The organism is Flavobacterium sp. 270, from assembly GCF_004368785.1.
Lineage (GTDB): Bacteria > Bacteroidota > Bacteroidia > Flavobacteriales > Flavobacteriaceae > Flavobacterium.
Genome location: NZ_SODM01000005.1, coordinates 307014 through 319818 on the forward strand (window position 1 = coordinate 307014; position 12805 = coordinate 319818).

The following is a 12805-nucleotide window of genomic DNA, read 5'->3' on the forward strand; positions in this document are numbered from 1 at the left end:
CGTTTCCATTGTATGTTAAAATTCTTGAAAACGCACTCTTATTAAATTACAATTTGACACATATATAAACCACAAAAAACCACATTAATTAAAAGAAAACCATTTAATAACTTAAACAATCAACCATGAATTTTAAAGATTTACTTAACAAAGGAGCAAATTATTGCTCTGCAGTTATTTTCTTATTGTGCTTGCTGATGAGCAATCAAATAAGTGCGCAGACTGAAACGATACAGGGGACGGTTAAGGATGCTGCGGGACTGACATTGCCTGGTGTAAATATCGTAGAGAAGGGCACGAAGAATAGTGCTTCTACCGATTTTGACGGTCAATACAAAATTAAGATCACAAATCCGAAAGCGGTATTAACGTTTTCATTTATAGGATTTAAGACTAAAGAGTTTTCTGTAGCAGGAAAAACTAAACTAGATGTTTCTTTATCTGAAGATTCTAATAGCTTGAATGAAGTTGTAGTAATCGGATATGGTACATCTAAGAAATCGGATTTAACAGGTGCAGTATCGACAATTTCAGGCAGCGATTTGAAAAAAGTTCCAGTTGCAAATGTTGCTGAAGCTTTAACAGGTAGAATTGCAGGTGTGCAGGTAACTGCGTCAGAGGGTTCTCCAGATGCTGATATAAAAATTAGAGTTCGTGGAGGTGGTTCTCTTACTCAGGATTCATCGCCATTAATTATTGTGGATGGATTTCCGATAAACAGTATGAATGATATTTCTTCATCAGATATTGAGTCAATGACGGTTTTAAAAGATGCTGCTTCAACCGCAATCTACGGATCTCGTGGTGCAAACGGGGTAATTTTGATTACTACAAAAAGTGGAAAAGACGGCAAAATGGCGGTAAGCTTCAATATGTTTTATGGTATGAAAAAGGTGGCAAATCAAATTGATGTTTTGTCGCCAGAAGATTATACTAAATGGCAATACGAATATGCTTTGCTTTCGCAAACGGGAACAAAAGTAGCTTCTGATCCATCTTCGTACACTAAGTATTTTGGAAATTGGCAAGATCACGATATGTACAAAGGTTTAAAAGGAGATGATTGGCAAAAGCAAATTTTTGGACGTACGGGTGAGGTGCAAAGTCGTGATTTAGGAATTAGAGGCGGAAGCGATATGCTTAGTTATAATTTCAATTACGCGCATTATGATGAAAAAGCGATTATGCTAGGTTCAGATTATAAAAGAAATAACCTTTCATTGGCTTTGAAGAGTAAAATAAGTAAGAAGATTGATGTTGGTTTTACTATGCGTTATTCAGATACAGAGATTGATGGCGGAGGTGTAAATGAACAAAATGAGAAATCTTCTACAGATTCGCGTATGCGTACTATTGTTGGTTATGCTCCACTTCCAGTTTCAGGTTTAACTTCAGAAGATGTAAATGGAGATGGAACAGATGTATTAATAAATCCATTAAAATCAATTTCTGATAATGATCGTCAGCAGTTTCGTAAGAACTTTAATATGTTAGGAAGTTTTGGATGGGAGATTGTAGACAATTTAAAACTAAAAGTTGATTTAGGTCTGGATAATTTTAATACTCAGGATTATCGTTTTTACGGATTAACTACTTATTATATAGCAAATGCGCCGGTAAGTACGTTACAAGGTATGCCCGCAATGATCATGGGAGATACTAAAGAGAGACGTTTTAGAAATGCTAATACGCTGAATTATGATTTCAAAAAAATAATGGGCGAAGATCATCACTTAACTGCTCTTATTGGAGAAGAAAGTATTGACTATAATTCTAATACAGTAACTACAACTATTCACGGATATCCTACATTTTTTGATTTTAATAAAGCAAAAACATTAACAACACAAGGAACACCGCAATCAGTAGATAATTATTACATGCCCGATGATAGGTTATTATCATTTTTCGGACGTGCCAATTACGACTATAAAAATCGTTATCTATTATCAGCTACATTTCGTGCAGATGGTTCAAGTAAATTTTTAGAACAAAATCGTTGGGGGTATTTTCCAGCATTTGCAGCCGGATGGAAAATTTCTGAAGAAAGTTTTCTTAAAGATAAAACATGGCTAAATCTTTTAAAAGTAAGAGCTAGTTATGGTGAAGCAGGAAATAATAATATTCCTGTAGGACAGCAAGTTCAAATTTTTCAATCTACAGCCACAACATGGGTTAATGGAGTTACAAGTGTTTGGGCACCTTCTAAAACAATGCCTAATCCTGATTTGAAATGGGAAACCACAGTAACTCAGAATTTTGGTTTGGATTTTGGATTTTTTAAAAATCGCTTAAGTGGTAATTTTGATGTCTATAAAAATATTACAAGTGATTTGTTAATTAATTTTCCAGTTTCAGGATCTGGATACGATTTTCAATATCGTAATATGGGAGAAACCCAAAACACAGGTTTTGAGGCTACTATAAATGTTGTAGCAATTGAAAAAGAAAAATATGGATTGAATTTTTCATTCAATATGGGAATGAACAAAAATCGTATTAACTCATTAGGTGTTATGAACAATTTTGGACAGGCTACAGGTTGGGCTTCTTCTCAAATTGGAGATGATTATCTAATAGAGGTTGGTTCTTCATTAGGTGCCATGTACGGTTATAAAAATGATGGAAGATATGAGGTTGCGGACTTTGATTATGTAGGAGGGAAATATGTTTTAAAAACAGGCGTAGTTAGTACTGCTACTACTTTAGTTGGAGACGGAAGTACTCTTAAACCTGGAGATATGAAATTGAAAGATGTTAATGGAGATGGTAAAGTAGATCTAAGCGACAAAACAATTATTGGAAATGTTAATCCTAAAAGTACAGGTGGTTTTGTTATTAATGGAAATGCTTATGGATTTGATTTAATGGCAGCTTTTAACTGGAGTATTGGTAATGATGTATACAATGCTGATAAAATTGAGTTTTCGACAGCTACTGCTTCTGGAAAGTATAAAAATTTAAATTCTACTATGGCTGACGGGCAGAGATGGACAAATTTAGATCCTGTTTCGGGTCAATTAGTAACAGATCCTGCTGCTTTAACAGCTCTTAATGCTAACACAACAATGTGGTCTCCTTATATGAGAAGTGCCATATTTACGGATTGGGCAGTAGAAGACGCATCGTTTTTAAGATTAAATACTTTAACATTAGGGTATACAGCACCTGAAATGTTTACATCTAAACTTGGGGTTTCTAAATTGAGATTCTACCTGACAGCCAGCAATGTTTTTGTTTGGACTAACTACTCGGGTTCTGATCCCGAAGTTTCTACAAAAAGAAAAAACCCGCTTACACCAGGGGTTGATTCAAGTCCTTATCCAAGAAGCAGACAAATGGTTTTTGGAATGAATCTTAATTTCTAATTTTAAATTATCACAAAATGAAACATAAAATAATAATAGCGGGATTGATAATTTCGAGTTTATTTAGCTCTTGCCAGCAATTTGAAGACGACTATTTAGATACTAAAGCAGAATCAACATTAGATCCTGCTTTGATTTTCTCTACAGCTGGACTGGCAAAAGGAGCTGTTGATGGAATAAAAGTACCATTTGGAGAAACAAATTCTTATAGAGGAAGATTCTTGCCATATTATGGATTAAATACAGATGTAGAATGGTATAATACTTCGCAGACCGCTGGAGATAAAGCAGATTTATGTGTTTACGATGCAAAGCCAAGTAATACAGAAATGAATACCACAAATAATGCGTATTCAATGATGTACTCAGGTATTGAACGTGCCAATATTTGTATACAAGGTATCCGTCAATATGGGAATCCGCTACCGGGAACAGAAATGGGTCAGTTATTAGGAGAAGCATTAACACTAAGAGCTATTTACTATGCTGATTTAGTTAAGTCATGGGGTGATGTTCCAGCTCGTTTTGAACCTATTACAACAGCAACTTTGTATTTGCCTAAATCAAGCAGAGATATTATTTACAAACAATTAATTGCAGACTTAGGAGAAGCATCAACATTGGTAGCATGGCCTAATCAAACGGCCTATACAAGTACCGTAGAACATGTAAATAAAGCTTTTGTAAAAGGATTTAGAGCACGTTTAGCTATGGCGGCAAGTGGATTTCAGCAGTATCCTGACGGAGTAAGAAGAAGTAATGATCCAGAACTTTCAGTTGCAGCTATGTATGCTTTGGCATTAAAAGAATCTCGTGAAGTTATTCAAAGTGGTTCTGCTCATTTAGAATCTACTTTTGAGGGATTATGGAGAAAATACAATGAAGAAAATACTACTGCTGGAGGAGAATCTCTTTGGGAAATTCCTTTTGCTGACGGACGTGGTAGGATGCTATTTACGTTTGCTGTAAAACACACAGCAGCTCTTGATCAATTTCAAGCTAATGGCGCTAACCGTGGTGGTGTAGCAGGTCCATTACCATTTGTTTTCTACGATTATGACCAGGTTGATACCCGTAGAGATGTTACTTGTGTACCTTATAAATATGGTGCTGCAACTAACAATATTGCTAAACAAGAGTTAGGTACACTAGATACGTGGTATTTTGGTAAATACCGTTACGAATGGATGAAACGTTATGTAACTTCTACTAATGATGACGGAGTTAATAAAATGTACATGCGTTATGCTGAGGTGCTTCTTATTGCAGCTGAAACGGCAAACGAGTTAGAAGGTCCTGGCGCAGCAGCACCATATTTAAAAGAAGTTCGCAGAAGATCATTTCCTGCTGCAGTTCAGGCTGTTAAAGTAGATGCGTACGTAGATGCTTTAACTAGTAAAACAGCGATGTTAAATGCTCTTGTTGAAGAAAATAAATTTGAGTTTACCGGAGAAATGGAGCGTAAACAAGCGCTTATTCGCTGGAATCTGCTTAAAGTCAAATTAGATCAGGCAAAACAAAAAATGGCAAATTTAGCGGCTCACACAGGTGAATATGCTGATGTGCCGGCAGCTTTGTACTATAAATTTAAAGCAGATAATGTATCTCTTGACATCTACGGATTAAATAGAGGGGAAAACACAAATCCGGGAGCAGCATATACACAGGTTGCCTGGACATGGACCGGAACTACAGCAGATACTAAGATAAACTCACTCTATAAAGTAGGAGTTAATCCGGATAACAGACAATTCTGGCCAATCTGGCAAGTGTTTATCGATGGAAGTAACGGACAATTAAAGAACGATTACGGTTATTAAAATCTTTCAAAAAATTAATAATAAATTATAAGTTATTATGATGAAAACAAAATATATATTTAAAGGATTAATAACCACGTTATTACTTGCAATTGCAGTTTCAAGCTGTGAAAGTTATAATGAAGAGTTATTAAGCGGTATAGGAAATACAACAGAGTTTTCCCCTATTGGTCTTACAGCCAAAGTTAGAAATCAAACTACGGTTGAATTAAACTGGAGTGTAAAAGCACAGGAAGCACCAGGACATTTTGTGGTACAATTTAGTGCAGACGATCCGGAGTTTAAAACCATTTATAAAACAGTAGAAGTTTCACCTTCACAATTGCCTTTATCAGTTCAGTTAGAAGGAGAAACCACTTATGCTATTAGAATAAAAGCAGTAAGTGCAGCAGGTTTAGAAGATTCTAAATGGTCTGTAACTTCGGCAACAACTTTGTCTGAGCAATTGTTTCTTCCTTCTGTAAATGGAGATATTGAAGCAAAACAAGTTACACTAAGATGGACTCCAAATGCTTCTGCAACTCAGATTGTAGTAAATCCTGGTAATATTACGCACACCATTACTCCGGCAGAAAAAACTGCAGGTATAGCAATTGTAACAGGTTTAACAGGAGAAACAGCTTATACAGCTAATTTAATGAATGGTACTAAGAAAAGAGGTTTAATTGCTTTTACAACTGCAATCGACATCGGAACTGGTATTCTAGTTAAAGCAACTGATGATTTAATGCAAAAAATTGCAGATGCTGCTTCTGGAGCAATATTGGTGTTAGAGCCGGGAGATTATACAGCTGATAATCAAATCGGAGCAATTACCCTGAATAAGTCAATTACATTAAGAGGTCTTCGTAGTTATGATAGACCAAAACTTCATGTAAACTTTGTATTAGCTACCGGTGCTGCCAATCTTAGTTTAATAGATTTAGATCTTAAAGGAGATAAAGGAGCAGCCGGAGCAGCAGTTTCACTGATTAAATACAATGATAACGCCGTTACTTATGGAGCACTTTTAATAAGCGCTTGTAATGTACATGACTATGGTGTATCATTAATTAGTGCCAATTTAACTACTGCTAAAATTGCTTCTGCTATCATAGATAATTCTATTGTTACAAATGTATTAACATCAGGTGGAGAATTTATAGATGTTAGAGGTTCTCAGGTAGGACAGTTAACACTTAAAAATAGTACGTTTAATAATTGTGCAACAGCAAGAGCCTTTATTCGTATGGATGCTGGTCTTACAGGATTAAAAACAAATGTATTAATTGATGCTTGTACTATTTCTAATCCAAACATGTTAAATACGGCAGCTTTTTCACTGTTATACACACGTTTTGTTACTAATGAAATAACAGTTAAAAATACATTGTTTGCCAATACACCTGCTCCATACACAAGAGAAGCGGTAACTGCAAACCCAACGTTTTCAAATAATAATTATTTCAATTCGCCAAATTTAAATGGTAATCCTATTCCACTTGCTAATAATAGACCAGACACAACTGGAGCTGCGTTAAACCCGCAGTTTACTAATGCTGCAACAGGAGATTTTACATTGGGTAACCAAACTTTAAAAGACAATAAAGTAGGAGATCCACGTTGGATAAAATAAAATAATTATGGTTCGTTAGTGCTAAAAGGGGATACAACTATTTGTATCCTCTTTTTTTTAGTTTTTAGTTTATGGTTTTTTGTCCCTGTTAGATAGCGAACAATAAACTATAAACCAAATAAACTATTCGATATCTAAATCAAATTTTTCTAATAAACCTGCAAGAGCAATATGAGAAACTTTGGTTCCTTTAATTTTATTTTCGGATGGATCAAAAGCATAGTTTTTAGAAGTTCTAAAATCTGTTTTTTCCAGAATACAATCCACGAAAGTGGCATTAGAAAGGTCGCAGTTTTTAAAAACCGCCAAAGACAAATCGGTATTCGAGAAATCAACATCTTTTAGCGAGCAATCTATAAATTGGGTTTTCTTAAGTTTTTTATAAATAAAAGTTGAATAATCTACCATACAATCCTGAAAATTCATCGAGAACAAAAAGCTGTTACTTGAGCTAAAGTCCAGTCCCATAAGTTTACAGCCAATAAATTTGATGCTTTTTAGTCCAGTATTTTTAAGAATTGCCAGCGAAAGATTGCAGTTTTTAAAAGTACAATCTAAAAAATCAATATAACTGAAATCACTTTTTGAAAAATTGCAGTTGATGAACTCACAATTAATAAATTCGTTATCCGTTAGTTTTTGATCAGAATAATCAATGGTGTCAAAAGTTTTGTTTTGATGCAATGCAGCTTCCATATTAATAAGTTGAGGTTGAAATGATAATCAGTAAATACAGTTTTATTCTAGTTCGATACAATCAAAAATTCCGTTGTTAAGGATCAAATCGGTTATTTCAATTTCACTTTCGATTCGTAAAATATTATCACAATCTTCAAGGTCAAAATTCCACTTTATACTCGGAAGTAAATTATTAAGTACTATAACAGCCGACTCTAATTTTGATTTTGTATCTACTGATGTTTTAAAAACGTAAACCATAATTTGCTTTTTTTAGATGGGCAAATTTCAGGAAAATAGTAATCCATTTGATAGGATTTCGCAATCAATAATTAGGACTTATCAATCAATTTACGATATTGAACGGGCGTAATGCCTTCGTGTTTTTTAAAGAAACGACTAAAGTAAGAAACATCCTCGTGTCCTACCTGCATGGCAATTTCGCTCACGGAAAGAGTAGTTTGAAAAAGCAGGTATTTGGCTTCTAATAAAATGGTTTCTTCAATCCATTTAGTGGCAGGTTTACCAGTTTCAGATTTTACCGATTTGTTTAAATGATTCGGACTGACGTTGAGAAGAGAAGCATAATAGCTTACCAAATGCTGGGTTTTTATATGCTCGTAAATAAGCTCTTTGAATTTAGAAGTAAGAAAAGCAGCAGCCGAAATGTTTTTAGAAGTTTTAATGGTATTTTTATTTAACTCACAAAACAAAGCCATAAGGTAAGCTTGCACAATATTAAGATTGGCAGCATCATTTTCAGAATATTCAATCCTAAGTCTGTTTAAAATTGAAACGACAAAATTGGCTTCTTTTTCCTGTAAACTCACTTTAGGATTTCCTGAGATTTTCAAAAAATCAAAATCATTCAACATTTCACGGCTGCCATATTTTCCAATTAAAATATCGGGATGAAATTGGCAGATATAGCCGTTATGCGTTATGTTGATATCTTCGACAGAAAAAATCTGACCCGCCGGAACTATTATAACTTCATTAGCAGTTGTTATAAATTCTTCATAACCCAAATTCATAATGTGCTGACCCGATGTTACAAAAATCATCGTATGACAACTGTGTTTAGAAGGAGGAACCGGATACTGAAGGCGCATTATTTCTTCTATTTCCAAACAAAAAAAATGATCCGAATTCGATTTAAAAAGTAAATGAATTGGATTGTCTTCTCCAAGAAATTTTTCGCGAAATCCCTTTGGTTCGTAGGTTTTTACTTTTTCTGCTGGTTTGTTTTTCATTAATAATACAATCTAAAATCGAGTAGTTTACAAAGATTATAATGTTTTTGGTATAATTCTTCTACAACTTCTTTTAGATCATCATTATCCTGGTATAAACTAAAAAAAGCTTTGTCTATAGTACTGCAGCTGGCAATTTTATTATATGTTGAGCCATAACCGGAAATGGCACGTGCGCCAGTAACATCCAGAAAATATTGCGCTTCGTCGTTGGTTAAGTCTAAGATTTTTAGATTGGCAAAATGAATAATTTTTCCTTTCATCTTTCCTTCAAAAAGCTCTGCAATTTCTTCAAGACTATAATAATAATCGTGCAGACAGATATTGTTTTCCTGACCCGGCATGGCAAGATATATGATTTCATAATCTTTAAAATTATGATCTTCATATAATAACACATTTAAGCTTTCCTCCAAACCTTCGATCGTATCGCAGGTTTTATGAATGCTGGCAATTCCCTGGTCTATTGCCAATTCCTCGAGGCATTTTACAACATTTGTTTTGGTATCATTGTCAATATCTGGAACGCCTTCTAGGCAGAAAATAAATTTTTCGCTATCCATGCAATTTTGTTTTCTCGTTTCTCAAAAATGATAAAAGAGTCACTTTTGTTCTTTTTCACAAATATATTTTTTCTGTAATAAAAACTGTTATAGAAATTCGATTTTAACGTGTTTTTTATAATGTTTTATAGAGCGGAAAAAAACTAGATTTAATTAATAATGATAATATTTAAATAAAAAAGAGAGATTTTTTAGGTCTCTCTTAATTTCAACTGTATTTATAACAAGTTACGTTTCTTTTACAAAATAGTTTTTGGTTTAGATTTTACTTGTCAGCAGATGTTTTTCTGTTCTCCATAGAACAATCTCATTTTGATTTCTTATCTGATAAGGAAAATTAAAAATTTTCCAATATGCAATGATTTTATTTTGAATGATAAGATTTTCACTTTTAAAAATAAAATGTTCAGAAAGATTTAAGTTTCTGTCATGAGTAATTACGCTTGTAAATTCAGGATGCTCTTTTTCAATTATTTCCATGAAAAAGAAATGATCATCTGCATTTACATATTTGCGTTGTTTGATTCGGGAAATAATTTGCTCAAGACTTTTAGCGGGAATTTCATTTTCTGCATTAGTATCTCGTAGATAATCTATATAATCACCAGCCATGTATTCACCAGAGCCAAGCAATTTATATTCACCAGTTTCTTTATTGTAAACGATAGGGCCAATACCTACTAAATGTCCTCTTTCATCATCTTCATCATAATTTCGATGTTTGTAACCTATAAAAATATATTTCTGAGTATCGTAAATGTTGTCTATTATGAAATCTGGACTGATTTCTACGTCGATTATTTTTTGAACTAAATCTCTGTTAATTTCAAATTTCATATTTAAATCTCAATTATAGAATTAATAAAAATCACTTCAATACCATTTTCATCAAAAGAATTTAAATCGTTGAGGTTTATTTTAGAAATACTTTTCCAAAAATAAACAGCATCACTCGGATATGGAATTTCGATAATTTCTGAGATTTTCTCCTCATTATCTTTATCAAAATCGATATGAGCTAAAATATAAGCAAGAAGATGTTTTGTACTAAAGCTATCCTGAAATTCAGGTCTTAAATCAAAATCTCTTACAGCACAAACGCGGCCTTCTCCAGATTCAGCTGGTATAAACTGAATCCCGATTATCGTTTCGATTATTGCAATTTCTGTACTTTTTATATTTAACATTAACTTCTTAAAATCTTTTCCATAGTTTTTCCTTTCGCCAATTCATCAACCAATTTATCCAGATAACGAATTTTCTGCATGAGTTTATCTTCCATTTCTTCTACGCGCCAGCCACAAATAACGCCGGTAATTTTTGAAACATTTGGATTTAGCTGTGGTGCTTCTTCAAAGAAAGTTTCAAAATCTGTTCTGTTATCAATAATATGTTGTAACTGCTGTTGATTGTATCCTGTCAGCCAAAAAATTATAGTATCTAATTCTTCTTTTGTGCGTCCTTTTTTCTCTGCTTTAGTAATGTAATGCGGATAAACACTCGCAAAGGAAGTGGTGAAAATTCGATGTTTTTCCATAGTTTTAAATCTTAATTTGTTAACCCATAGGTTCCCAAAGTTCAATTTTATTTCCTTCAATATCCAAAATATGTACAAACTTTCCGTAATCGTAAGTTTCGATTTCATCAAGAATTGTAACACCTTCTTTTTTTAGTTCTACAACAAGCGCTTCTAAATCTGCAACCGTGTAATTGATCATAAATTCTTTCGTAGAAGGTTCAAAATATTTAGTGTTCTCAGGAAACGGACTCCATTGTGTTGAACCATCTTTGTTAGAATCAAGAGTCTCTTTCCATCCAAAACTTGCTCCATAATCGTTAGTATCAAAACCAAGATGTGTTTTGTACCATTCTCTCACTTTTGCAGGGTCATTACATTTGAAAAAGATGCCCCCAATACCTGTTACTTTTTTCATTTTGTTTTAGTTAAAGTTGAAGTGAAACCCAATAGTTTACAAATGCCATAATTTTTTACAGCTAAGCTAAAGTACTATTTTTTATATAAATATCTTTTTTAAGATGTGATGAAAATAAATTGACGTTTTTTTAATCTTATCAGCTAGCGCGAGCGTCCCGCTCGTGCCCACAAAGTGAGCTATTTAAAACTAATCTTTCTTTGCGCACACCAGCGAGACGCTCGCGCTAGCGAATATGTTTTACATATTAGAATATTCTAAGCTTATGTAATAATATTTCTATAGTATCGTTCCTTAAACATCGCATCAGTAATATTGGTAACAATTACAGTAATTTGTATAACTATAGTCCAGAATACTGTCACGAAATTTGTTTTGCTGTAAAGGTTTATAGTTTTATTTTATACATGATTGATAAATAGAATTTTAGTAACTTTATTAGCCCTCCATCAAAAAAGCATTCTAAAAAAACAAAACTTAAAAAACAAAATATGAATACAACACAAGTAAAAGCATTCGGAGCCGAAGCGTCAGACGCAGATTTAATAGCGATGAACATTCAGCGTAGAGAAGTGACGGACAAAGATGTCGAAATAGAAATTTTATATTGCGGTGTATGTCATTCTGATCTTCACACAGTGAGAAATGATTGGGGTGGAGCAAAATATCCGGCAGTTCCCGGACACGAAATTGTGGGTAAAGTAATTAAAGTAGGAAGCGGTGTTACCAAACTGAAAGTGGGTGATTTAGCAGGAGTAGGATGCATGGTAGATTCCTGCCATACTTGTGAAAGCTGCAAACAAGACCTTGAACAATATTGTTTAACAGGATTTACAGGAACGTACAATGGTGTTGATAAACATATTGGCGGACATACTTTTGGTGGTTATTCTGAGAAAGTTGTAGTAGACGAACATTTTGTATTGAAGATTCCGTCTAATTTAAATTTAGCGGCTGTTGCGCCTTTACTTTGTGCAGGAATAACAACTTGGTCGCCATTGAGACATTGGAAGGTTGGAAAAGACAGTAAAGTGGCTGTTATTGGTTTAGGAGGACTTGGACATATGGCAATTAAATTGGTAAAAGGTTTAGGAGCGCATGTTACTTTATTCTCTAGAACTCCCGATAAAGAAAAAGATGCTTTAGAACTTGGAGCAGATGCTGTAGTTATTTCAACAGATAATAATCAAATGAAATCAGTAAAAGGAAAATTCGATCTAATTATTGATACCGTTCCTTATGTACACCATGTAAATCCGTATGTGACGACTTTAAATATCAACGGAACTTTGGTTTTGGTTGGATATTTAGGCGGTTTAGAACCAATTTTACAAACTGTACCGATGATTATGGGAAGAAAATCGGTTGCAGGATCTGTAATTGGCGGTATAGCCGAAACTCAGGAAATGCTTGATTTTTGTGGCGAACATAATATTGTTTCTGAAATTGAAATTATCAAGATGCAGGAAATCAATGAAGCTTACGAAAGAATGCTGAAAAGTGATGTGAGATATCGATTTGTAATTGATATGGCATCGCTTAAAGCATAGTTTTTTTGCAGAGAAATTATTTTA

At 33.8% G+C, this 12805-nt stretch carries 12 protein-coding genes; 4 read left to right on the forward strand and 8 right to left on the reverse strand.

What is annotated here, in order from left to right; genetic code table 11:
- The first annotated feature begins 125 nt into the window (after nt 1–125).
- From EV144_RS18670 to EV144_RS18680, 3 genes are read left to right on the forward strand one after another with little or no spacing between them, the layout of a single operon-like run.
- A complete protein-coding gene (locus EV144_RS18670) occupies nt 126–3368 on the forward strand; it encodes a SusC/RagA family TonB-linked outer membrane protein (RefSeq protein WP_134150667.1) in 3243 nt (1080 codons plus the stop codon).
- Between the two features lie 17 nt (nt 3369–3385).
- Entirely contained in the window at nt 3386–5188 is a 1803-nt protein-coding gene (locus EV144_RS18675) for a RagB/SusD family nutrient uptake outer membrane protein (protein ID WP_134150668.1), read from the forward strand.
- A 37-nt stretch (nt 5189–5225) separates the two neighbouring features.
- Nucleotides 5226–6803, forward strand: coding sequence for a DUF4957 domain-containing protein (locus EV144_RS18680; protein WP_134150669.1), 1578 nt, complete (start codon nt 5226–5228; stop codon nt 6801–6803).
- A gap of 123 nt (nt 6804–6926) precedes the next feature.
- Here EV144_RS18680 and EV144_RS18685 read toward each other — a convergent pair whose 3' ends face one another.
- From EV144_RS18685 to EV144_RS18720, 8 genes are all read right to left on the reverse strand, one after another.
- Complete coding sequence (locus tag EV144_RS18685) at nt 6927–7499, reverse strand: pentapeptide repeat-containing protein (RefSeq protein WP_134150670.1); 573 nt, start codon at nt 7497–7499, stop codon at nt 6927–6929.
- Between the two features lie 42 nt (nt 7500–7541).
- Nucleotides 7542–7742 carry a hypothetical protein gene (locus EV144_RS18690; protein ID WP_134150671.1) on the reverse strand — a complete coding sequence of 67 codons (201 nt, stop codon included), beginning with the start codon at nt 7740–7742 and terminating at the stop codon, nt 7542–7544.
- A 71-nt stretch (nt 7743–7813) separates the two neighbouring features.
- Nucleotides 7814–8734, reverse strand: coding sequence for a helix-turn-helix domain-containing protein (locus tag EV144_RS18695; protein WP_134150672.1), 921 nt, complete (start codon nt 8732–8734; stop codon nt 7814–7816).
- Complete coding sequence (locus EV144_RS18700; protein ID WP_134150673.1) at nt 8734–9297, reverse strand: DUF6642 family protein; 564 nt, start codon at nt 9295–9297, stop codon at nt 8734–8736. Before EV144_RS18700 ends, EV144_RS18695 begins: the two co-directional genes overlap by 1 nt.
- Nucleotides 9298–9555: 258 nt before the next feature.
- Complete coding sequence (locus tag EV144_RS18705; protein WP_134150674.1) at nt 9556–10134, reverse strand: hypothetical protein; 579 nt, start codon at nt 10132–10134, stop codon at nt 9556–9558.
- Nucleotides 10135–10136: 2 nt separating this feature from the next.
- The gene (locus EV144_RS18710; RefSeq protein ID WP_134150675.1) at nt 10137–10484 is read right to left on the reverse strand and encodes a hypothetical protein; all 348 of its coding nucleotides are present in this window, start codon (nt 10482–10484) and stop codon (nt 10137–10139) included.
- Nucleotides 10484–10834, reverse strand: coding sequence for a DUF2200 domain-containing protein (locus EV144_RS18715; RefSeq protein ID WP_134150676.1), 351 nt, complete (start codon nt 10832–10834; stop codon nt 10484–10486). Before EV144_RS18715 ends, EV144_RS18710 begins: the two co-directional genes overlap by 1 nt.
- Before the next feature lie 19 nt (nt 10835–10853).
- A complete protein-coding gene (locus EV144_RS18720) occupies nt 10854–11231 on the reverse strand; it encodes a VOC family protein (protein WP_134150677.1) in 378 nt (125 codons plus the stop codon).
- A 491-nt stretch (nt 11232–11722) separates the two neighbouring features.
- Here EV144_RS18720 and EV144_RS18725 point away from each other — a divergent pair, with 491 nt between their 5' ends.
- Nucleotides 11723–12781 carry an NAD(P)-dependent alcohol dehydrogenase gene (locus tag EV144_RS18725; RefSeq protein WP_134150678.1) on the forward strand — a complete coding sequence of 353 codons (1059 nt, stop codon included), beginning with the start codon at nt 11723–11725 and terminating at the stop codon, nt 12779–12781.
- Nucleotides 12782–12805: the final 24 nt, after the last annotated feature.

Excerpts from the sequence above, each read along its gene's own strand:
- EV144_RS18705 (WP_134150674.1), bottom strand. The coding sequence starts at position 10,134 with ATGAAATTTGAAATTAACAGAGATTTAGTTCAAAAAATAATCGACGTA.
- EV144_RS18680 (WP_134150669.1), top strand. The coding sequence starts at position 5,226 with ATGATGAAAACAAAATATATATTTAAAGGATTAATAACCACGTTATTA.
- EV144_RS18715 (WP_134150676.1), bottom strand. The coding sequence starts at position 10,834 with ATGGAAAAACATCGAATTTTCACCACTTCCTTTGCGAGTGTTTATCCG.
- EV144_RS18690 (WP_134150671.1), bottom strand. The coding sequence starts at position 7,742 with ATGGTTTACGTTTTTAAAACATCAGTAGATACAAAATCAAAATTAGAG.
- EV144_RS18725 (WP_134150678.1), top strand. The coding sequence starts at position 11,723 with ATGAATACAACACAAGTAAAAGCATTCGGAGCCGAAGCGTCAGACGCA.
- EV144_RS18695 (WP_134150672.1), bottom strand. The coding sequence starts at position 8,734 with ATGAAAAACAAACCAGCAGAAAAAGTAAAAACCTACGAACCAAAGGGA.
- EV144_RS18700 (WP_134150673.1), bottom strand. The coding sequence starts at position 9,297 with ATGGATAGCGAAAAATTTATTTTCTGCCTAGAAGGCGTTCCAGATATT.
- EV144_RS18685 (WP_134150670.1), bottom strand. The coding sequence starts at position 7,499 with ATGGAAGCTGCATTGCATCAAAACAAAACTTTTGACACCATTGATTAT.
- EV144_RS18670 (WP_134150667.1), top strand. The coding sequence starts at position 126 with ATGAATTTTAAAGATTTACTTAACAAAGGAGCAAATTATTGCTCTGCA.
- EV144_RS18675 (WP_134150668.1), top strand. The coding sequence starts at position 3,386 with ATGAAACATAAAATAATAATAGCGGGATTGATAATTTCGAGTTTATTT.
- EV144_RS18710 (WP_134150675.1), bottom strand. The coding sequence starts at position 10,484 with ATGTTAAATATAAAAAGTACAGAAATTGCAATAATCGAAACGATAATC.
- EV144_RS18720 (WP_134150677.1), bottom strand. The coding sequence starts at position 11,231 with ATGAAAAAAGTAACAGGTATTGGGGGCATCTTTTTCAAATGTAATGAC.